This window comes from Hymenobacter actinosclerus (genome assembly GCF_900111515.1).
Lineage (GTDB): Bacteria > Bacteroidota > Bacteroidia > Cytophagales > Hymenobacteraceae > Hymenobacter > Hymenobacter actinosclerus.
The window spans coordinates 1,150,561-1,170,667 of sequence record NZ_FOHS01000002.1; the positions used below are offsets into that span (position 1 = coordinate 1,150,561).

The 20,107-nt window shown below is 62.4% G+C and carries 17 protein-coding genes; 4 read left to right on the forward strand and 13 right to left on the reverse strand.

Translation table 11 applies throughout. The features are described from left to right. Positions 1-6: 6 nt before the first annotated feature. The 8 genes from murG to rsmH form a co-directional block, all read right to left on the reverse strand. Positions 7-1,098, reverse strand: a complete 1,092-nt coding sequence (gene murG / locus BMY67_RS11230) for an undecaprenyldiphospho-muramoylpentapeptide beta-N-acetylglucosaminyltransferase (RefSeq protein ID WP_092771461.1) — start codon at positions 1,096-1,098, stop codon at positions 7-9. A gap of 111 nt (positions 1,099-1,209) precedes the next feature. Further along, on the reverse strand, positions 1,210-2,379 hold the full coding sequence (locus tag BMY67_RS11235) for an FtsW/RodA/SpoVE family cell cycle protein (RefSeq protein ID WP_092771463.1): 1,170 nt from the start codon (positions 2,377-2,379) through the stop codon (positions 1,210-1,212). A gap of 108 nt (positions 2,380-2,487) precedes the next feature. Beyond that, positions 2,488-3,858 (reverse strand): UDP-N-acetylmuramoyl-L-alanine--D-glutamate ligase, encoded by a 1,371-nt coding sequence (murD, locus tag BMY67_RS11240; protein WP_092771465.1) that lies wholly within the window; start codon positions 3,856-3,858, stop codon positions 2,488-2,490. Positions 3,859-3,975: 117 nt separating this feature from the next. Then, complete coding sequence (mraY, locus tag BMY67_RS11245; RefSeq protein WP_092771468.1) at positions 3,976-5,196, reverse strand: phospho-N-acetylmuramoyl-pentapeptide-transferase; 1,221 nt, start codon at positions 5,194-5,196, stop codon at positions 3,976-3,978. 247 nt (positions 5,197-5,443) lie between these two features. Further along, a complete protein-coding gene (locus BMY67_RS11250; RefSeq protein WP_092771470.1) occupies positions 5,444-6,910 on the reverse strand; it encodes a UDP-N-acetylmuramoyl-L-alanyl-D-glutamate--2,6-diaminopimelate ligase in 1,467 nt (488 codons plus the stop codon). A gap of 164 nt (positions 6,911-7,074) precedes the next feature. Then, the gene (locus tag BMY67_RS11255) at positions 7,075-9,237 is read right to left on the reverse strand and encodes a penicillin-binding protein (RefSeq protein WP_092771472.1); all 2,163 of its coding nucleotides are present in this window, start codon (positions 9,235-9,237) and stop codon (positions 7,075-7,077) included. Beyond that, positions 9,221-9,958, reverse strand: a complete 738-nt coding sequence (locus tag BMY67_RS19340; RefSeq protein WP_177189792.1) for an FtsL-like putative cell division protein — start codon at positions 9,956-9,958, stop codon at positions 9,221-9,223. The genes BMY67_RS11255 and BMY67_RS19340 overlap by 17 nt, the downstream gene beginning before the upstream one ends. Positions 9,959-9,962: 4 nt before the next feature. Beyond that, complete coding sequence (gene rsmH, locus BMY67_RS11265; RefSeq protein ID WP_092771705.1) at positions 9,963-10,892, reverse strand: 16S rRNA (cytosine(1402)-N(4))-methyltransferase RsmH; 930 nt, start codon at positions 10,890-10,892, stop codon at positions 9,963-9,965. A 293-nt stretch (positions 10,893-11,185) separates the two neighbouring features. Here rsmH and BMY67_RS11270 point away from each other — a divergent pair, with 293 nt between their 5' ends. From BMY67_RS11270 to BMY67_RS11285, 4 genes are all read left to right on the forward strand, one after another. Next, on the forward strand, positions 11,186-11,629 hold the full coding sequence (locus BMY67_RS11270; RefSeq protein WP_092771474.1) for an HYC_CC_PP family protein: 444 nt from the start codon (positions 11,186-11,188) through the stop codon (positions 11,627-11,629). Positions 11,630-11,722: 93 nt separating this feature from the next. Then, complete coding sequence (locus BMY67_RS11275) at positions 11,723-13,978, forward strand: TonB-dependent receptor (protein ID WP_092771476.1); 2,256 nt, start codon at positions 11,723-11,725, stop codon at positions 13,976-13,978. 58 nt (positions 13,979-14,036) lie between these two features. Next, complete coding sequence (locus BMY67_RS11280; RefSeq protein ID WP_092771478.1) at positions 14,037-14,405, forward strand: heavy-metal-associated domain-containing protein; 369 nt, start codon at positions 14,037-14,039, stop codon at positions 14,403-14,405. A gap of 308 nt (positions 14,406-14,713) precedes the next feature. Beyond that, positions 14,714-15,445: a LytR/AlgR family response regulator transcription factor gene (locus BMY67_RS11285; protein WP_092771480.1), complete on the forward strand. Its 732-nt coding sequence runs from the start codon at positions 14,714-14,716 to the stop codon at positions 15,443-15,445. On the opposite strand, the gene BMY67_RS11290 is transcribed toward BMY67_RS11285, so the two are convergent. The 5 genes from BMY67_RS11290 to BMY67_RS11310 all read right to left on the reverse strand — a co-directional run bounded on the left by BMY67_RS11290 (position 15,442) and on the right by BMY67_RS11310 (position 19,996). Next, a complete protein-coding gene (locus BMY67_RS11290) occupies positions 15,442-16,137 on the reverse strand; it encodes a fatty acid desaturase (protein WP_092771707.1) in 696 nt (231 codons plus the stop codon). The genes BMY67_RS11285 and BMY67_RS11290 overlap by 4 nt on opposite strands. Before the next feature lie 110 nt (positions 16,138-16,247). After that, the gene (locus tag BMY67_RS11295) at positions 16,248-17,096 is read right to left on the reverse strand and encodes a 4-hydroxy-3-methylbut-2-enyl diphosphate reductase (RefSeq protein ID WP_092771482.1); all 849 of its coding nucleotides are present in this window, start codon (positions 17,094-17,096) and stop codon (positions 16,248-16,250) included. 100 nt (positions 17,097-17,196) lie between these two features. Next, positions 17,197-18,405 (reverse strand): carboxypeptidase-like regulatory domain-containing protein, encoded by a 1,209-nt coding sequence (locus tag BMY67_RS11300; RefSeq protein WP_092771484.1) that lies wholly within the window; start codon positions 18,403-18,405, stop codon positions 17,197-17,199. A 110-nt stretch (positions 18,406-18,515) separates the two neighbouring features. Further along, positions 18,516-19,037, reverse strand: a complete 522-nt coding sequence (locus BMY67_RS11305; protein ID WP_092771486.1) for a hypothetical protein — start codon at positions 19,035-19,037, stop codon at positions 18,516-18,518. Positions 19,038-19,153: 116 nt separating this feature from the next. Further along, positions 19,154-19,996 carry a phytoene/squalene synthase family protein gene (locus BMY67_RS11310; RefSeq protein ID WP_092771488.1) on the reverse strand — a complete coding sequence of 281 codons (843 nt, stop codon included), beginning with the start codon at positions 19,994-19,996 and terminating at the stop codon, positions 19,154-19,156. Positions 19,997-20,107: the final 111 nt, after the last annotated feature.

Here is a 20,107-nt window from a genome sequence, read left to right on the forward strand (position 1 = left end):
CCTTCATTACCCGTTCGGAATCAGTTTCAATAATTCATCCACGATAGTAGCCGTGGCCTGGGGCCGGGCCAGCTGCCGGATGTTGGCCGCAAGCTGCTGCTGCCGGGCCGGGTTCTGAAGCAGGGCCAGGGCTTCGTTGTAGAGGATGGTGGCGGCCTCCGCATCGCGCACGAGCAGGGCGGCGTCTTTGGTGGTAAGGGCCAAGGCGTTTTTGGTCTGGTGGTCTTCGGCCACGTTGGGCGAGGGCACCAGGATGCTGGGCTTGCCCGTCAGGCACAGCTCCGACACCGACAGGGCCCCCGCCCGGCTCACTACCACATCGGCGGCGGCGTAGGCCAGGTCCATGCGCCGGATAAACTCCAGGGCTTGCAGATTATTGGCCTGGTAGGCGGCGGCCTGCTGCTGAGCTTCGGGGAAGTAGAGCTTGCCCGTCTGCCAGAGCAGCTGTACCCCTGCTTCGCGCAGGCGCGGCAGCGCGGCGGCCGTGGCCTGGTTGAGCGTGCGCGCCCCCAGGCTGCCGCCAATCACGAGCAGCACCGGCCGGGCGGCATCGAGGCCGAAGAAAGCCAGCGCCTCGGCGCGCTGGCCGGCGGCAATTTCGGTGCGCACGGGGTTGCCGGTCAGTGTCAGGCGCTCTTGGGGGAAGAACTTCTCCATGCCCTCGTAGGCCACGCAGATGCGCTGCACCCGCCGCGCCAGCAGCTTGTTTACGAGGCCGGCATACGAGTTTTGCTCCTGAATAAGGGCCGGAATGGCGCGCGAAGTAGCGGCCAGCAGCACCGGGGCCGAGGCGTAGCCGCCCACGCCCACCACCACATCGGGCCGGAACTTCTCAATGATTTTGCCCGCCTTGCGCACCGCCCGCATCACCCTGATCGGAAACAGCAGGTTTTTGGGCGTCAGGCTGCGCTGCAAACCGGTAATGTCGAGGCCGATAATTTCGTAGCCCGCCTCGGGCACGCGGGTCATTTCCATACGGCCATTGGCCCCCACAAACAGGATTTCGGCCTCCGGGAACCGGCGGCGTACTTCGTTGGCAATGGCCACGGCCGGAAAAATGTGCCCCCCGGTGCCGCCGCCGCTGATGATAAGTTTCATTCTTTTTGAGCTGATAGCTGTTAGCTGATGGCTGTTAGCTCTTGACCGCCAACTGGTATTTGAACGAAAGCGAACAGCTAACAGCCATCAGCTAACAGCTCAAAAGACAGGTCAGGAGAGAGCCACTTTCGGGATGCGGGCCGTGTCGGCGGGCTCGCCCACCATGGGGCGGATTTCCCGCTCGCCGCGGCTTACGGCCAGGATGATGCCGATGCTGATGCCAGTGAAGATGAGCGAGGTACCGCCCATGCTCAGCAGCGGCAGCGGCAGGCCCGTAATCGGACCCAGGCCCACGGCCACGCCCATGTTCACCATGGCCTGCAACACCAGACTGAACGTAAGCCCCGCCGAGAGCAGCCCCCCGAAGGCACCCGCGCTGTTCATCACCGTTTTCAGCCCCCGATATAAAAAGGCCAGGTACAGGAACAGCACGACTACGCCCCCGAACAGGCCATACTCCTCAATAATAATGGCGTAGATGAAGTCGGAGTATGGGTGGGGCATGATGTTGCGCTCGGTGCTTTTGCCGGGCCCCTTGCCGAACAAGCCGCCGGTGGCCTCGGCAATGTAGGCGTGCTCGAGCTGGAACGGCACCGGCTTGCTCTTGTCGGTGAAGCTCTCGATGCGCGACTGTACGGTTTTCCAGCGCTGACCGGCGGCCAGGCCCACGCCGCCCACCACCACGCCGATGGCCACCATCACGGCCATTTGCTTGAGCGGCACCCGCCCGATAAACATCAGCAGTAGGCAGGTGACGAACAGCAGCAGCGCCGTGGAGGCGTTGGAGAGAATAATCAGGCCGCAAATCACGCCCACCCACAGCATCACGGGCAGCAGCGTGGTTTTAAAGTCGCCGACGTGCTGCTGGCGGCGGCTGAGCATGGAGGCCAGGTGCGTAATCAGGGCCAGCTTAGCCAGGTCGGAGGGCTGGAAGGTCTGGTTGATGACCGGGATGGTAAGCCAGCGCGAGGCCTCGTTGAGCGTCGAGCCCATCACGAAGGTGAAGATGAGCAGCGGCACCGAGGCCAGCAGGGCATAAAGTGAGATGCGCGAGTAGTGACGGTAGTCGATGCGGTGCGCCAGCCACATGAACAGCAGGCCCAGCACAATCAGGCTGGTGTGCTTGAAGAGGAAATACTCGGTGTTGCCGCCCCGGCTCTTATACGCCAGCGTACCCGTAGCCGAGTACACCACGGCAATAGAAATCAGCGAAAACAGCAGCACGATGCCCCACAAAATAGGGTCGCCCTTGAGGTTTTTGCGGAGCCAGTTATTAATCACTGATTGTCGTTGATTAGGGTGATTACACTGATTTTTTCTCGTTCGCGCGGGTCAGGACGGCGAGCAGGATACTCTTACTTCTGCCAACCCGCAACCACGCGCCGCCGGCTAGGCACCGGGCGCTAAGCCGGCCACCGCGGCCGCAAACTGCCGGCCGCGGTCCTCGTAGTTCTGGAAGAGGTCGAAGGAGGCGCAGGCGGGCGAAAGCAGCACCACGTCGCCGGGGGCGGCGAGGGCGGCGGCCCGCTGCACGGCGGTGGCCATGCTGCGGGTTTCTTCGAGCTGCGGCACCACGGCGCCGAAGCTGGCTTTGAGCTTTTCGTTGTCGAGGCCCAGGCAAATTAGCGCTTTTACGCGGCTTTCGGCCAGCGGCAGCAGGCTGCGGTAGTCGTTGCCCTTGTCGGTGCCGCCCACAATCCAGATAATCGGGGCCTTGATGCCGTCGAGGGCGTACCAGGCGGCCTCCACGTTGGTGGCCTTGCTGTCGTTGATAAAGCGCACGCCGTTTAGCTCGCCCACCAGTTGCAGGCGGTGGTCGGCGTTGCGGAAGGTGGCCAGTGCGGCTTCAATCTGGGGGGCCTCCAGGCCGGCGGTGCGGGCGCAGAGAATGGCGGCCAGGGTGTTCTGGCGGTTGTGCTGGCCAATAAGCGGCGAGGCCGCCGTACTGATTTCCTCGGCCTGACTGTAAAAACCGGGCAGCAAATCCACGCACACCTCGTCTTCCTCAGTGTAGTAGCCGGCCAGATGAAAATCGGGGCGGTGGTGCAGGCTGAAGGGCAGCTGGCGCACCGGCCGCAGCGCGCCGGGGTAGTAGCGCTGGATGGTTTCGTCGTCGGCGTTGTAGATGAAGAAGTTGCTGCTGTCCTGGCGCCGGGTGATGCGCAGCTTGGCTTTAGCGTACTTTTCGAGCGAGTACTCGTAGCGGTCGAGGTGGTCGGGGGTGATGTTGAGCAGCACCGACACCCAGGGCTGGAAATCGTAGGTATCGTCGAGCTGGAAGGAGCTTAGCTCCAGCACGTAGTAGTCGTGCTGATCCTCGATAACCTGCTCGGCCAGCGAAAAGCCCACGTTGCCGGCCAGCCCCACACTCAGGCCGCTTTCCTTCAGCAGGTGGTAGGTGAGCAGCGTGGTGGTGGTTTTGCCGTTGGTGCCCGTAATGGCAATGCACTTGGCGCGGGTGTAGCGCCCGGCCAGCTCGATTTCAGAAATGATGGGCGTGCCCTTCTTACGCAACGCCTGAATGACGGCCGCTTTCTCCGGGATGCCAGGGCTTTTCACTACCTCATCAGCGGTCAGGATTTCTTCCAGCGTGTGCCCGCCCTCCTCGAACCGGATATTGGCGTTGCGCAGCTTGTCCTGGTACTTGGGCTGAATCGGGCTTTGGTCGGACACGAATACGGTGTGGCCCTTGGCCTGGGCCAGCAACGCCGCCCCTACCCCACTCTCGCCGGCTCCCAGAATTATGATTTTCTTAGACATGAGATATTTGAAGTCAGAAGTGAGATAAACGATTATGGTAAAGAGAAGCTACCAGGGCCGTATTGGCCGGTAACCGAAAGTCTCACTTCTCATGTCTCATCATCTCACCTCTCCTAATTAGCGCAGTTTTAATGTTACCAAAGTCAGTACGGCCAGCATGATGCCCACAATCCAGAAGCGTGACACGATTTTGGACTCGTGGTAGCCGAGTTTCTGGTAGTGGTGGTGCAGTGGCGACATGCGCAGCAGCCGCCGGCCCTCGCCGTATTTGCGCTTGGTGTACTTAAAGTAGCTCACCTGCACAATCACCGACAGGTTTTCAATCAGGAACACGCCGCAGAGCACCGGAATCAGCAGCTCCTTGCGGACGATGAGGGCCAGCACGGCAATAATGCCGCCGATAGCCAGCGAGCCGGTGTCGCCCATAAATACCTGGGCCGGGTAGCTATTATACCACAGAAAGCCCACGCAGGCTCCCACAAAGGCCGCGCAGAAGATAACCAGCTCGCCCGAGTTCGGAATGAACATCACGTCGAGGTAGTCGGCCAGCAGGGCGTTGCCGCTCACGAAGGCGAAAATGGCCAGCGTAGTGCCGATAATGGCCGAAGTACCCGCCGCCAGCCCGTCGAGGCCGTCGGTGATGTTGGCCCCGTTGCTGACGGCCGTGATGATGATGATGACGATGGGAATGTAGAAGAAGGCGTAATACTCGTTGAAAAAGTCGCCCGCCGTGGCGAACAGGTCGCCGTAGTTGAGCTCGTTGTTCTTGATGAAGGGCACGGTGGTAATCATCAGCTTCACGTCCTGGTACACGCTGCTGGCATCGACGGCCGAGAACGAGCCGTTGGGCAGCACGTACTGGCGCACCGTCACGTCGTTGCTGAAAAACAGCACCCAGCCCACCGTGAGGCCCAGGCCCACCTGCCCCAGAATTTTGAAGCGCCCGGCCAGCCCTTCCTTGTCCTTCTTTACTACCTTAATATAGTCATCCACGAAGCCAATCAGGCCCAGCCACACGGTGCTGAGCAGCATCAGAATCACGTAGATATTGTCGAGCTTGGCAAATAGCAGCACGGGCACCAGAATGGCCAGCAGAATGATGAGCCCGCCCATCGTAGGCGTACCTTTCTTCTCGGCCTGCCCCTGCAAACCCAGGTCGCGGATGGTTTCGCCAATCTGCTGGCGCTGCAGCAGCCGAATCAGCGGCGCGCCGAAATACTGCGCAATAATCAGCGACGAAACGATGGCCAGCGCCGCCCGGAACGAGCTGTACTGCATCACGCCGGTACCCGGAATGTGGTGTACTTTATAAAGGTAATTGAACAGGTAGTACAGCATGGGCGCGGTGGTCGGCAGGCAGGTTGAAGCGCAAAGGTAAATTGTAGGGCGTAGGGTTTGGTGGTTATTGCTGAGTTTTTGAAACTGATAAGACAAACCTGCCTGTCATCCTGAGCATGTGGCGCTTGGAGCAAGGACGCAGGACCTATGCAGAAGGCAATATCAATAGATACCCTCTATATAGGTCCTGCGTCCTTGCTCCAAGCGCCACATGCTCAGGATGACAGGCGGTTGCCCATTACCCCTACTACTTGCCCAGCAGCTCAAACATCTCCGTCAGCACCTGCTTATCATCGAAATCGTTCTTGACGCCCTTGATTTCCTGGTAGGTTTCGTGGCCTTTGCCGGCTACCAGCACAATATCGCCGGGCTGGGCCAGGGCTACGGCGGTTTTAATGGCCTCGCGCCGGTCGGCAATGGTGAGGACTTTGCCCAGCGCCGTAACCGGTACGCCGGTCTGCATCTGGGCCAGAATGTCGTTGGGGTCCTCGAAGCGCGGGTTGTCGGATGTCAGCACGGCGCGCTCGGAAAGCACGGCGGCCAGGCGGGCCATTTCGGGGCGCTTGGCCCCGTCGCGGTTGCCGCCGCAGCCCACCACGGTGATAATCTGCTGGCTGGGCTGGCGAATATCGGCCAGGGTCTGGAGCACGTTTTCCAGCGCGTCGGGCGTGTGGGCATAATCGACGATGCCCGTGATGCGCGCCTTGCCCGACACCACCGGCTCGAAGCGGCCGGGCGCCGAAGTCAGGCCCGACAGCACCGTGAGCACCTCCGTGGGGTCTTCGCCCAGCAGCACGGCCGTGCCGTAGATGGCCAGCAGGTTGTAGGCATTGAACACGCCAATGAGCCGGAACTGCACCTCGCGGCCCTCTAGTTCGAGATGCAGGCCGTGTACCGCGTTTTCCAGCAGCCGGGCCCGGAACTCGCCGTGGCCCCGCAACGAGTACTGCTCGCGGCGGCCTTTTACGTTCTGTTGCATCACGGCCCCGCGCTTGTCGTCGGCGTTGCTCAGGGCGAAGGCCGATTTGGGCAGGTCGTCGAAGAATTTCTTCTTGGCCTTCAAGTAGTTGTCGAACGTACCGTGGTAGTCGAGGTGGTCGTGGCTGAGGTTGGTGAACACGCCGCCCGTAAAATGCAGGCCCGTTACGCGGTGCTGCACCACGGCGTGCGAGCTGACCTCCATGAACACGTGGGTGCAGCCGGCGCGCAGCATGTCGGCCAGCAGCTCGTTGAGGCGGATGGCGTCGGGCGTAGTGTGGGTGCTGGGTATCACCTGCTCATCAATCTGGTTCTGCACCGTGCTCAGCAGCCCGCAGTGGTAGCCCAGCTCCCGAAACAGCTTGTGCAGCATGGTGGCGCAGGTGGTTTTGCCATTAGTGCCCGTAATGCCCACCAGCTGCATTTTCTTGGATGGATGCCCGTAGAACTCGGCCGCCATCCAGGCCATGGCCTCCGCCGAATCGGCTACTTGCACGTAGCTCGTGGCCGGGTTCAGCTCGGCTGGCAGCTCCTCGCACACCACAACCGCCGCCCCCTGTTCCACGGCTTTAGCAATAAACTGGTGGCCATCGGTAGCCGTGCCGCGCAACGCGAAAAACACCGTTCCCGGTCCTGCCTGCCGCGAGTCGAGGGTGAGAGCAGTTATTGTCAGGTTAGTAGGCCCGCGCTGGTCGAGCACGGTGGCGGCGGCGAGAAGTTGCTGGAGATTTTTCAAAGTTGGTTTTAAGCAGCGGTTTGGCAGAGGGTAATGAACGGTGTCGAGACGCACCATTTTGCGTCTCAGCGTTGCTGACGTTGCACGTCCGGTGCCGCTGTTCAACGAACAGACGCAAAATGGTGCGTCTATCCACCGCCCAACGAACCAGCCATCAATACAAATTAAGGCGTGGTGGCCACCACCGCTAGGGGCTGGGCTTTCATGCCAATGGGCTCCAGCGTCAGCAGCACCGTGGTGCCGCGCCTGGCGGGCGTGCCGGCGGCCACCGACTGGCTCGTTACCCGGCCCGTACCGCTGGTGCGCACCCGCAGGCCGCGGTTTTCGAGCAGGAACAGGGCGTCGCGCAGCGTCAGGCCTTCCACGTTGGGTACCCGGCCGGGGCGCAGCGGCATGGGGCGCAGCTGCACATCGGCGGCCTGCGAGTCGGCGCGGGAGGTGCGCACCCAGTCGTCGGTGGCGCCGGCGCCCTCGTGGCGCACGCCCAGCTGGCCGAACATCATCGTCAGCTCGTCCTGCAGGCCGGCTTTTACCAGCGGCACCGGCGAGCGACGCACCGGAGCGCGGGCCAGCAGGGGCCGCTCGGAGGCCGCATCGCGGGCCATGGCCTTGTCGGCCAGCTCACGGAACACCGGCGCGGCCACGTCGCCGCCGTAAATGCGGCCGTTGCGGGGCGAATCGACCACCACGATGCAGCTGTACTTGGGCTTGTCGGCCGGGAAGTAGCCGCAGAAGCTAGTGGAATACGTGCGGGTGTAGGCGCCGTTCTTGAACTTCCAGGCCGTGCCGGTTTTGCCCGCAATCAGGTAGTCGGTCGTGCGGATGCTCCGGGCCGTGCCGTGCTCCACCACGCCCTCCATCATCGTACGCACCTTCTGCAGGGTTTCCTCGGAGCAGATTTTGGGAATGAGCACCACCGGCTCGAACCGCTCAATCACCTTGTCGGCCTGCTTGATTTCGCTCACAATCATGGGCTGCATCTTCGTGCCTCCGTTGGCCACGGCGTTGTAGAAAGCCAGGGTTTGCAGCGGGGCCAGCTTCAGCTCGTAGCCGATGCTCATCGTACTCAGCGAGGTCCGGCTCCAGCTCCGGTCGTTGGGGTCCTTGATGTAGGGCCGCGCCTCGCCCGACATCTGGAAGCCCAGCGGCTTATCGAGGCCGAAGTGCTTGAGGTGGTTGGTGTATTGCTCGGGGTTCTTGCTGAACGTGCGCTCGGTGAGCAAGGCTACGCCAATGTTCGACGATTTTTCGAACACCTGCTGCAGCGAAATGCGGCCGTAGGGGTGCGAATCGGTTTTCACGGCCCCGCCAATCTTCATCGCCCCGCGGCCCGTGTTTATCGTGTCGGTGAGCTGCAAATCGGGGTTTTCCTCGAAGGCGGCCATCATCGAGGCCAGCTTGAAGGTGGAGCCCGGCTCGGTGCGGCCCTGGTCGGCAATGGCGTAGTTGTAGTTTTCGCGGTACACGCCCTCGGCCACCTTGCCCAGGTTGGCCACGGCCTTGATGTGGCCGGTTTTCACCTCCATCAGAATCACGGTGCCGTACTGGGCGTTATTCTGCACCAGCGACTTGTACAGGGCACTTTCGGCCATGTCCTGCAGGTTGATGTCAAGCGTCGTTTTCACGTCGTAGCCCGGCTGGGGCTTCACCTCGGTGCCATCGTAGATGGGCTTGTTGCCGCCGGGCAGCCGCTCGAATAGGGCCTCGCCGTCGCGGCCGGCCAGGTGGCGGTTGAAGGTGAACTCCAGGCCCGCCCCATTCTTGTCCTCGTTCAAAAAGCCAATCGTGCGCTGGGCCAGCCCCCCGAAGGGCCGGAACCGCTTGTCAATCTTCTCAAATATCACCCCGCCCCGGTTTTTGCCCTCCCGGAAAATCGGCCAGGCAGCCAGCTCCTTCTTCTCCTGGAAGTTGATTTGCCGCGAGTTAAGCCGGATGTAGCGCACGCCCCGCTTGGGGTCGTGGGCGTTCTTGAGCCGGCGGTAGTATTCCTGCTTGGTCCGGTCGCCAAAGAAGCCAGCCAGCAGCCCGGCCAGCGAATCGACCTTCTGGTTGAACAGCGCCTCGTTCACCACGCTCGGGTCCCAGGCCACCCGGTAGAAAGGCAGCGAGGTGGCCATAATACTCTCGTTATCAGAGTAAATATTACCGCGGGTGGCAAATACCGGCTGGTAAATCACCCGGCGCTCCTGCTCCAGGGCGCTCCATTTGGCACCTTCGGTGAACTGGATGTGGGTGATGCGCCACACGATGGCCGCCGAAAACAGGCAGACCCCCAAAAAGGCCAGCCGCACGCGGGTAACAATGCTTTTCTTAACGTTTCCTTTCATCGCGACGGGTTGCAGCTCGGTTGGATGAAGCGGCGGCCGGGGCCGGCTCGCCATTGAGGTCGGTGCCGATGGGCACGGGCGGGGCCCCCACTTCCACCGTGTCGCCGCCCAGGGCGGGGCCCACGGCCCGGCGTAGCGAGTCAGCACGGGCGCGGGCGGTCATGGCGGCCACCGAGTCGGTGGTGAGCACGGGCATGAGGTCCAGCTTGGCCTCGTTGAGGCCGCCGGCGGGCACGGCAATACGGAAGGGCGGCGAGGAGCTTTCCACCAGCCCGTAGGCGGCCACCCGGCGGGCCACTTCGCTCTGCTTGCTGGCCTCCATATAGTCAGACTTAAGCGTGGTGTAGTCGGCCCGCAAATCCTCGGTTTCCAGCTTGAGCTTCTGAATGCTGCGGTTCATGCGGGTGGCATAGTGCGTGTTGCCGATGTAGAGCAGCACCAGAAACATGATGAACAGCAGATGCGGCAGCAGCCGCACCGGCAATCCTTCCCGAAACAGCCCGTCCATGCGCGTGGCGCGTTCGAGCAGCGAAAACACGCTCCACGAGCTCCGCTTTTCGGCTACCGGCCGCGCCGCCCGCACCGGCCGGGGCGCGGGTTCCGGGGCCGCTTCCGGCTCCGGATCAGCGGCCACCGGCGGGCGCACCGGCTCCGGCTCCACGGCGCGGGGCACGTTGGCGCGGGGCGGGGTGCTGGCAGGACGAACGGTATTGGCGGACATTGCTTTACTTTTTAATTGCGATGCGCAGCTTTGCCGAACGCGCACGGCTGTTGAGGGCCACTTCTTCGGGCGAGGCCTCGATGGGCTTGCGGGTAACGACCTCGAAAGGCAAATCGGTGCGGCCGAACAGGTCTTTATCAGCCTCGCCGAAGAATTTACCCTTGGCCAGGAAGTTCTTCACCAGCCGGTCTTCGAGCGAGTGGTAGCTCATCACCACCAGCCGGCCGCCGGGACGCAGCACGCGGGCCGTTTGCTCCAGCATGTCGCGCAGGGCGGCCATTTCGTCGTTGGCCTCGATGCGCAGGGCCTGGAAAACCTGGGCCAGGTACTTGTTCTCCTTGCCCCGCGGCGTGCAGGGGGCAATGGCTTTCTTGAGGCCTGCAATGGTGGTAATGGCCTGCCCGCGCCGCGCCGAAACCACCGTAGCAGCCAGCGTGCGGGCGTTGGTTACCTCGCCATACATGCCAAAAATGCGGTGCAGCTCGGCCTCCGAATAGTCGTTGATGAGGTCGGCAGCCGAGGAATCGGGGCCATCAGGGTCCATGCGCATGTCCAGCGGCCCGTCGAAGCGGGTGCTGAAGCCCCGCTCGGGCGTGTCGAACTGGTGCGACGAGACACCCAAATCGGCCAGCAGGCCATCAACGGGCAGCACGCCGCGCTGGTCGAGCTCCTGGAACAGGTGGCGGAAGTTGGCGCGGATGAAGGTGAATTCGGGCCGGGCCAGCCGGGCAGCTTCGGCCTCGGCGTCGGCATCCTGGTCGAAGCTGTAGAGGTGGCCGGGGCTCTGCAGGCGCTCCAGAATCCGGGCCGAGTGGCCGCCGCCGCCGAACGTCACGTCCACGTAGCGGCCTCCGGGCTGCAGGTCGAGGGCGTCGAGGCACTCGCGCAGCATCACGGGGCGGTGGTAGGCGGTATCGTTGGCGTAGTCGGGCACGGCGGGTTTTTGGAGAAAGTCAAAAGTACACAACCAGGGAGGAAATGACTACAGTATTCCTTACATCGCACCCCACCCCCTAGCCCCCTCCCCTCCGGGAGAGGGAGAATTAATTTCCAGCTTTATGGCTAGGTATAGAAAAATAAAGCTAGTTCCCCCTCTCCCGGAGGGGAGGGGGCTAGGGGGTGGGGTGGCACGCCGGAACGACCGAGAGCAAAGCCTTAATCCTGAACACCCCGCCGGCAATTCCGCACCGGGCGTCCGGGCGGCATTGCCTACCTTTGCCGTTGCTTATGAAACGCCCGCTTCTCCATCGGCTCTTCAGTGTCTGGCTGGCCCTGCTGGTGCTCACCTCCTCGGTGGGCCTGGCGGTGCAGCAGCACCTGTGCCGCCAGAGCGGGCAGCGCACCACCGACATTATTTTCCAGTCGGCCCGCCACGGCTGCCCCCCAACGCCGGTGGCCGCCGGCTTGCACCAGGATGGCAAAGCCCACCTGACCAAATCGTGCTGCGAGTTTGGGGCCGATTTTCATAAGCTCGACACCGCATCGGCCCAGCTGGGCCTGGTGAAAGTGCCCGCCCCGGCCCTGCTGCCCGCCTGGCCCGCGGCCCCGTTCCCGGCTTTTAAAGCCGCCACGCTGCACCAGCCCGCCGCGCGCTGGTACGCCGCCGATTCGTCGCCGCCGCCGCTGGGCGGGCGGGCGCTGCTCACGCGGGTGGGCGTACTGGTCGTTTAGCGTTTTTCCGGTGGCGGCCGTGTTCGGCCGCCCTCTTCGTCGTGCCCGATTGGGCCGGCGTCATTTCTGGAAAACGCTAAACCACTGACTTTTATGGACTCCTCTATCCGGCTTCGCCGGGCTTTGGCACTGGCCGGCTTCGTGCTGAGCGCCACCGCCGTGCAGGCCCAAACGCCCGACGCCTCCGTAGCCCCCGTGCGCGGGCAGGTGCTCGACGCTGGCTCAAAATCACCGATTCCCGGCGCCGTGGTGCGCTGGCTGAGCAACCCCGCTGGGGCCGCTACTACTGATGAGCAGGGCGGCTTCTCGCTGGTGCGTCCCGCCGGCACCGACAACCGGCTCATCATCAACTTCCTGGGCTATGCGGCCGATACCGTGCGGGCTGAGGGGGCGCGCTACCTGCGCGTACCGCTGCAACGCTCCGCCGAGCTGGGCGGGGTAACGGTGGAAGCCCGCGCCCTGGCGTATTCGGGCCTCACGCCCACCAACACCCAGGTTATCACCAGCCGCGACCTAACCAAATCGGCCTGCTGCAACCTGGCCGAGAGCTTCGAAACCAACGCCTCGGTCGAAGTTTCGACCTCCGACGCCGTGTCGGGGGCCAAGCAGATTCAGCTGCTGGGCCTCGATGGGGCCTACACGCTGCTGACGGTGGAAAACCTGCCGGCCCTGCGCGGCCTGGCCACGCCCTACCGCCTGGGCTATCTGGCGGGGCCCTGGATTGAGGGCATCGATATTATCAAGGGCATGGGCTCGGTGGTGAACGGCTACGAAAGCATTGCCGGCCAGGTGAATATTCACCTCAAGGACCCCGAAAAAACCGACCGCCTGCACTTCAATGCCTACGTCAACGACATGGGCAAATTCGACGTCAACCTGAACCTGGCCCACCGCCTGACGCCCAAGCTGAGCACGGCCCTGTTGCTGCACACCGACCACCTGGGCGGCCGCATCGACCGCAACGACGACGGCTTTCTGGATTTGCCCCGCGCCACCCAGTTCAACGCGTTCAATAAGTGGAAGTACAACTCGGGCAACGGCTTCGTGACGGAAATCGGCCTGGGGGCCTTGCGTGAAACCCGCCAGGGCGGGCAGGTCGGCTTCCGGAAACACGAGGTAGCCGACAGTACGTACTACGGCATCACCCAGGAAACCAACCGCTACACCGGTTACGCCAAAACCAGCTACGCCTGGAACGGCCGGCCCTACCAGAGTCTGGGGCTGCTGCTCTCGGGCACCGACCACGACTTCACCTCCCGCTACGGCCGCCGCGACTACGACGGCCGCCAGCGCACGGGCATGGCCACGCTGCTGTTTCAGAGCATCATCGGCACCACGGCCCACACCTACCGCACCGGCCTGAGCTACGTGTACGACGACTACCGCGAAACCTACAACCCCAGTACCCAGGCCCCTACCCTGCTGGAGCGCCGCCGCCGCGAGCAGGTGCCGGGCGCGTTCGGCGAGTACACTTACCAGAACGCCAGCAACCTGACGGTGGTCGGTGGCCTGCGCCTCGACCGGCACAACCTGTACGGCTGGCTGCTGACGCCCCGGCTGAACGTGAAGTACGACCCGGCCAAGAACACGGTGCTGCGCCTGGCCGCCGGCCGGGGCCTGCGGGTGGCCAATCCGCTGGCCGAAAACGCGGGCATGTTCGTCAGCTCCCGCGACTTCGCCATCAGCCCCGATTTGCGGCCCGAAAAAGCCTGGAGCCTGGGCGGCTCGGCCACGCAGTACTTCAACGCCTTCGGCCGGCAGGGCACGCTGGTGGCCGATTACTACCACACCGAGTTCCAGAACCAGGTAGTAGTCGATTCCTACACCGCCCCCGACCAGCTGCTGATTGGCAACCTGGCCCCCGGCGGCCGCAGCTTCTCGCGCAGTTTTCTGGCCGAAGTGCAGGTGGAGCCCGTGAAGGGCCTGCAGGCCAAGGCGGCCTACAAGTACCTCGACGTGCAGACCACTTACGGTAGTGAGTTGCTGCCCAAAGTGCTGGTGCCCCGCCACCGCCTGTTCCTGAACCTGGCCTACGCCACGGCCTTCGACAAGTGGCGCGCCGACCTCACGGTGCAGGGCTACGGGCAGCGCCCCCTGGCTCCCGAGCCCGGCACGGCTGAGCAGGGGCCGGTTTTCAGCCCCCGCTACGCCTTGCTCAACACCCAAATCACGCGGGCGTTCAAGCGCTGGGAAGTGTACGCCGGCGTGGAGAACCTGACTAATTACCGCCAGCGCAACCCCATTCAGGGCGCCGCCGCGCCGTTTGGCCCGACTTTCGATGCGGCCATGGTGTGGGGCCCGGTGTACGGGCGCATGAGCTACCTGGGCATGCGCTTCACGCTGCCATAGTTTGCTGGTTTCTTGCCTGAAGACGCACTTTTTTCACTTTTACAACTGTTGTACTACTATGAAATTCTTCCCTTCTTTCCTGCTTGCCGGCCTGCTGATGATTTCCAGCGGCGCTTTCGCCCAAACCGCCAAGACCAAAACCAAAGGCCCGGCTACCGAAACGGTGCAGCTGAAAACCTCGGCCGTGTGCGACATGTGCAAAGCCCGTCTCGAAAAGGCCATGGCCTACGAGAAAGGCGTGCAGCAGGCCACGCTCGACGTGCCTACGCAAATGCTGACCGTAACCTTCCGCCCCGATAAAACCAGCGCCGCCGCCCTCACGTCGGCCGTGCAGAAAACCGGCTACGATGCCAACGACCAGCTGGCCGACGAGAAGGCCTACGAGCGGCTGCCCGAGTGCTGCAAGAAAACCAACGCCGTTCACTAAGCTTCCCGACAGATTCAGGGAGTAGCCGGGTCGGAACCGTTTCGTTACCCGGCAGCTTCCGGCCCTTCGGATGACGTGAAAAGTCCGGTGGCAGGCAGGGTCCCTTTACTGAGGATGCTGCCCGCCACCGGACTTTTTGCGTTGCGAAAGTGCCGCTTGTGAGAGGTGCTAATAGTATAGCAAGCAGAATAAATAGTATACCAACCGGCTTAAATACCAGACGAAACTGCTATATTTTCAATGACTATCAAAATAGTCTGATTTAATCCGGCTATATTACCCACCTACTTCAGCTACGCATCCTCTTCATGAAGATATCCTGCCTGCTCCTCGACGACGACCCGCTGGTGTTGGAGCTGCTACGGGCTTATGCCACTATGACGAACATGCTGGAGGTGAAAGCCGCTTTCACCGATCCGCTGGAAGCCCACCGCTACCTGCTCGAAAACCCGGTGCAGGTGCTGTTCTCCGACATTACCATGCCACACCTCAGTGGCATCGACCTGGTGAAGTCGTTGCACCAGCCGCCGCTGGTTGTGCTCATGACGGCCCACCCGGAGTATGCCATGGAGGGATTCAACCTCGATGTAATTGATTTCCTGCTCAAGCCTATTTCGCTCGACCGGTTTCTGAAGGCCGTGAATAAAGTGGCCAGCCTGCTGCGCGGCCAGCCCCACCCGGCGGAGTTGTTGCCCAATGCGGCGGCCTGGGGCTCGTTCTTCATCCGCACCGATGCCCAGTTCGTGCGCCTGCACTACCGCGAGGTGCTCTACATTGAGGCGCTGAAAGACTTCACCAAAATCAATACCGCCGACGGCCAGACCCACCTGACACTGGTCAACCTTAAAAACCTGGAGCAGCAGCTGCCCGCCGGCCTGTTTGTGCGCACTCACCGCTCCTACCTCGTCAACGCTGACCGCATTGATTCGATGAGCTCCCTGGAAGTGAAAGTGGCCGGCCACGCCCTGCCGCTGGGCCAGACGTACCGCGAGCGGGTAACCGAGCAAATTGTGAACACTACACTTATCCGGCGGAATTAGGCCTTCGCTTTCCAGAGCCGCCACCAGGGCAGGTAGGGCTGGTCGTGGTGCTCGTAGTGGTAGCCGAAAAAGTAGCAACTCACGAAGGCCCAGAGGTGGTGGCGGAACTGGCTGCGCGACTTGTGCGCATTGTCGGCTTCGTGCTCGCCGCGGTGGGGCAGGTAAGTGCCAAAGTAAAAGAGCTGGAAGGTACCCAGCACGGCCGGCAGCATCCAGAAAGCAATGACATTAGCCTGCGGGAACCACAGCTTGAGCACGTTGTAGGTAGCTGCCATCAGCAGCACCTGCCACACGGTTACGTAGTTCCAGGCGAAGCGCACGAACCAGGGCAAAAAGCCCGGGTGGCGGCCGTCGTGAAAGTCAGGGTCGTGCTCGGTGGCCACGTGGCGGTGGTGAGCGTGGTGCTTGGCCAGCATGCCCGGAAACCAGTTGAAGGCAAACAGCCCCGCCGCCAGCGTGCCAATGGCGTTGTTGAGGCGCTTGTTCTCGCTCACCACGCCGTGCATGGCATCGTGGGCCGTAATGAACAGACCGGTATACAGGTGGGTTTGTAGCAGTGCCAGCAGGTAGGGCCAGGGCGTGCCCCAGTCGGGCTGGTAAAAGGCCAGCAGAAACGTGAGCAAGGCCGCCCAGCAGACCAGCACCAGCCCCGCCGCCAGTACGCCCCGGCCCTGCAGTGGCGCGGGCCGTATCCGCCCCGGCCGGCCCCTGGCAGGACTCTCAGGGCCAGAAGCGGCCGTTTCCGTAACGGGCTGGGTTAACTCACGCATGCGTTCATTCACTCATTCACCGGGTCACTCATTTACAATGCCAGCAGCGCGTCGCGCACCTGCTCCATCTGCCACATCGGGGTACTGGTAGCCCCGCAGATGCCCACGCTCTGGCCCGGCGCAAACCGGCCGTAGTCGAGGTCGTCGAGCTTGGAAATGAAATGGGTGGCCGGGTTGGTGTCCTTGCAGACCTGGTAGAGCACCTTGCCGTTGGAGCTTTTGGTACCCGACACAAACACTACCTGGTCGTACTGGGCCGCGAAGCGGCGCAGGTCTTTGTCGCGGTTGCTCACCTGGCGGCAGATAGTGTCATTGGCATTTACCTCGTAGCCGCGCTCCGTCAGCTCGTTTTTGATGCGGTAAAACGAGTCGGTGCTTTTGGTGGTCTGGCTGTAGAGGGTGAGGCGGGGCGGCAGCTCGTGGCTCAACAGCTCCTCCAGGCTTTCGAAAACCACGGCGTTGCCGCTGGTCTGGCCCAGCAGGCCGCGCACCTCGGCGTGGCCGTGCTTGCCATAGATGAAGATGCGGTCCTGTTTGTCGTAGCTGGTTTTGATGCGGTTCTGGAGCTTGAGCACCACCGGGCACGAGGCGTCGATGAGGGTCAGCTCGTTTTCCATGGCCATCTGGTACGTGCTCGGCGGCTCGCCGTGGGCCCGGATCAGCACGGCCTCGCGGCGCAGACCGGCCAGCTGCTCGTAATCGATGATGCGCAGGCCGCGCCGCTCCAGGCGCTCCACTTCCTCGTCGTTGTGCACAATGTCGCCCAGGCAATACAGGTACCCCTGCTCATCGAGCAGGTCTTCGGCCATCTGAATAGCGTAGATAACGCCAAAGCAAAAGCCCGAGTTGGGGTCGATACGGACACTTAGGTGATGCGGCATAGCGAAGCAGTAACCCGGAAGTAGCCCGGAAGGTTACGGCTAGCGGAAGATAGCTCATATTCAGCAAAAAGCCCGTACCTGCGTTGTGCGGGCTTTTTGCCTAGTACGTGCCGAAAGCCTGCTGCTGCTCCATGTCGCGAATGACGCGCTCTTCGGCCGGCGAGGCGCGCAGCACTTCCCGGTCGCGCCAGAACTCGGGCTCGTAGGGTCCTTTGCGGGCCTGCCGCAGGTCGTTGTAATTCACGCCGGTGCTTTTGTAGCCCTTGGTGTTGGCCCCTTTGGCGTAGCGGTAGAAGAACAGATTGCCACTCACGGTAGTCGTGTCGGGGCGGCCGTTGTAGCGCAGCACGATGCGCTGCTCGGCGCGGATGGCCCGCAGCTGGCTGAGCGAATCCTGATAGGGCACGAAATCAGCCGTCAGGCGCATGCTCTGCGAGTCGAGGCTGGTGCCTTCGCCAAACTGCAGCGCCATCAGGTCGGCAATGGGCACCTGGCTTTCCACGCGGCGCAGGGAGGCCGTTGCCATGTCGAGGTAGAGCGTCCCGCTCAGCGCCGACTGACCCAGCTCGGGGCGGGGCCGAAAATCGATGACGGCTACCTCGCCCGACTCGTTGCGCAGGATTTCGCGCAGCTGAAACGCAAACTGCCCGGTTGCGCGCGGCCCCAGCGGCACGGCCACCGTGCGCGGGCTGGGCTTGGGGTCGTACACCGGAATCAGGCGCATGGCGGCCGAGAAGTTCATCATCTCCACGCCCGTTTCTTCGCTCACCTGCCCGTAGCGGGCCTGCGTGAGCTGCCAGCCGCTGATGCCCTCCGCTGTAAAGCGCACATCGTAGAAGGCATCCATAAATTCGGTGTAGCGGCCGTTGTGGCGCTGTTTCTGGCGGTAGAAGGCCTGCCCGTACAGGCTTTCGCGCTGGTGCCGGGCCAGCTTGGCACTGGCGCGCTGCACCAGTTCGGCCGCAATCTGGCCGGGGTTGCGCACCCGCACCTCGGGCAGGGCCACCAGGCTGCTTTTAAGGCGGATTTCAATCGGGGCGGCCGCCATTTTGGCGTTGAGGTTGAGAATGGTGGGCTCGAAGCCCAGGCTGTTGACCGTGAGCTGCTGGGGCAGCCGCGGCACCCGTAGCAGAAACTCGCCGGCTTCGTTGGTGGCCGTTCCCACTTCAGAGCCCAGCACGCCCACGCCGGCATAGGGCACGGGCTGGTTTTTCTCATCAAGCACGCGGCCTTTCAGCAGAATTTGCTGTGCGAAGGCGCTACCACCGCCGAGCAGCAACACCAGAACAAATAATAAAGCAGATTTCATAAGCGACAAAATAGCAAGAAGCGCGAAAAGCCGGGGCCATAAAAAAGGGCCCCGCAACACCAGCAGGCATTACGGAGCCAAAATAATTCCGCGGGCTGGCGGAAACGGAACTATAACCGGGCCAGCTTTTGCGCTTCGGCGTCCGAAACGTGGCCACGGGCAACCAGGAAGTCGCGCACCAGCCCGAACGATTCGGCATCGAGGCCCGAGTTGGGGTGGTTGAGCAGGGTTTTGAGCAGAAACTGGCGGTCGTCGTCCACGTGCTGGCTCAGGCCCAGGAAAGCGGGCAGGTTGCTTTCCACGCTCAGGCGCAGAAACCGCACTTCGGGGTTGTTGGCGTCGATGCTCACGGCCTGCTCGAACTGCTTGCTGGCCTGCTGCACGTAGGTAAGCTTGTTGAACATGGAGGCGTCGCGGGCCCGGATGGCCTCGGCGGCCGCTTTGTAGGCCAGCACCACCGCGTCCTGCTTGGTGTAGGCGCTCATCAGCTTATGAAATTTCTCGCCGGCTTCTTTGCTGGCGGCTGCCTGCTGGTACTGCTGGCGGAGCTTGGGCAGGGTGTAGGGGTTGGCTTCGGTCGACACGAGCGTGGAAAAAGTCAGGAAGAAGGTAAGAAACAGGTATTTAAGCACGGCATGGGGAAAGGCGGGGGCAGGAACTGGAGCTGCGCGGCGGCAAGTTACGGCCCGCTGAGCTTCAATTATGACGCCAAATACCGAAATTCAGCGCACTTCCGGCCCAAACCGCCTTACACCCGGGCCATCCGGTAGCGCAGCCACGAGCCCAGCAGCAGCAGCAGCTTGGTGTTGGTGGGCACCCGCACCCGCTGCTGCTGAATGTGGGCCGCGGGCAGCTGCCGGATTTTGTGGAATAGCTTCAGGTAGTACACATAGGCCAGGTACACGCCCAGCCGGGCCGCCCGCGGCAGCTGCACAATGCCCGCGTAGCCAGCCTCAAAATCGGCCCGGATATCGGCCTCAATGTCGCGCTTCACGGCTTCGGTAAAGTGCTCGTACTGCACGCCCGGAAAATACACCCGGCCCCGCTCCTCGTAATCGGAACGGATGTCGCGCAGGAAATTGATTTTCTGGAACGCCGAGCCCAGCCGCCGGGCCGGCTCGCGCAGCCGCTCGAACTGCTGCTGGTCGCCCTCGCAGAAGATGCGCAGGCACATAAGCCCCACTACCTCGGCCGAGCCATAGATGTACTTGCTGTACAACGATTGGTCGTAGCTGCGGTCGTCGAGGTCCATCTCCATGCTATACAGGAAGGCCGCAATAAACTCCCGGTCGATACCGTACTGATGCACCACATCCTGAAAGGCGTGCAGCACCGGGTTCAGGCTGATGCGCTTGTCGAGGGCCTCGTAGGTCTGACGCTCGAAATCGGCAAACAGCGCGGCCTTATCGTGGGCATGAAACGTGTCCACGATTTCGTCGGCCCAGCGCACAAAACCATATACCGAGTACACCGGCAGGTGAAACCGCTTATCGAGCGTGCGGATGCCCAGCGTGAAGGAGGTGCTGTAGCGCTGGGTTATCAGCTTGCTGCACGCCCGGCTGGTTTCGGTGAAAAGGGCAACGTGGTCCAAATTCTTTGGAATTATGAATTTTAAATTATGAATTATGAATTCCGTTTAGCTGATCGAGCGGCTCATTCATATTTCTCAATTCAAAATCCGGTGTTGAGGCAGGCTTTTACA

Excerpts from the sequence above, each read along its gene's own strand:
- murG (WP_092771461.1), bottom strand. The coding sequence starts at position 1,098 with ATGAAACTTATCATCAGCGGCGGCGGCACCGGGGGGCACATTTTTCCG.
- murD (WP_092771465.1), bottom strand. The coding sequence starts at position 3,858 with ATGTCTAAGAAAATCATAATTCTGGGAGCCGGCGAGAGTGGGGTAGGG.
- mraY (WP_092771468.1), bottom strand. The coding sequence starts at position 5,196 with ATGCTGTACTACCTGTTCAATTACCTTTATAAAGTACACCACATTCCG.
- BMY67_RS11255 (WP_092771472.1), bottom strand. The coding sequence starts at position 9,237 with ATGAAAGGAAACGTTAAGAAAAGCATTGTTACCCGCGTGCGGCTGGCC.
- BMY67_RS19340 (WP_177189792.1), bottom strand. The coding sequence starts at position 9,958 with ATGTCCGCCAATACCGTTCGTCCTGCCAGCACCCCGCCCCGCGCCAAC.
- BMY67_RS11270 (WP_092771474.1), top strand. The coding sequence starts at position 11,186 with ATGAAACGCCCGCTTCTCCATCGGCTCTTCAGTGTCTGGCTGGCCCTG.
- BMY67_RS11275 (WP_092771476.1), top strand. The coding sequence starts at position 11,723 with ATGGACTCCTCTATCCGGCTTCGCCGGGCTTTGGCACTGGCCGGCTTC.
- BMY67_RS11280 (WP_092771478.1), top strand. The coding sequence starts at position 14,037 with ATGAAATTCTTCCCTTCTTTCCTGCTTGCCGGCCTGCTGATGATTTCC.
- BMY67_RS11285 (WP_092771480.1), top strand. The coding sequence starts at position 14,714 with ATGAAGATATCCTGCCTGCTCCTCGACGACGACCCGCTGGTGTTGGAG.
- BMY67_RS11295 (WP_092771482.1), bottom strand. The coding sequence starts at position 17,096 with ATGCCGCATCACCTAAGTGTCCGTATCGACCCCAACTCGGGCTTTTGC.
- BMY67_RS11300 (WP_092771484.1), bottom strand. The coding sequence starts at position 18,405 with ATGAAATCTGCTTTATTATTTGTTCTGGTGTTGCTGCTCGGCGGTGGT.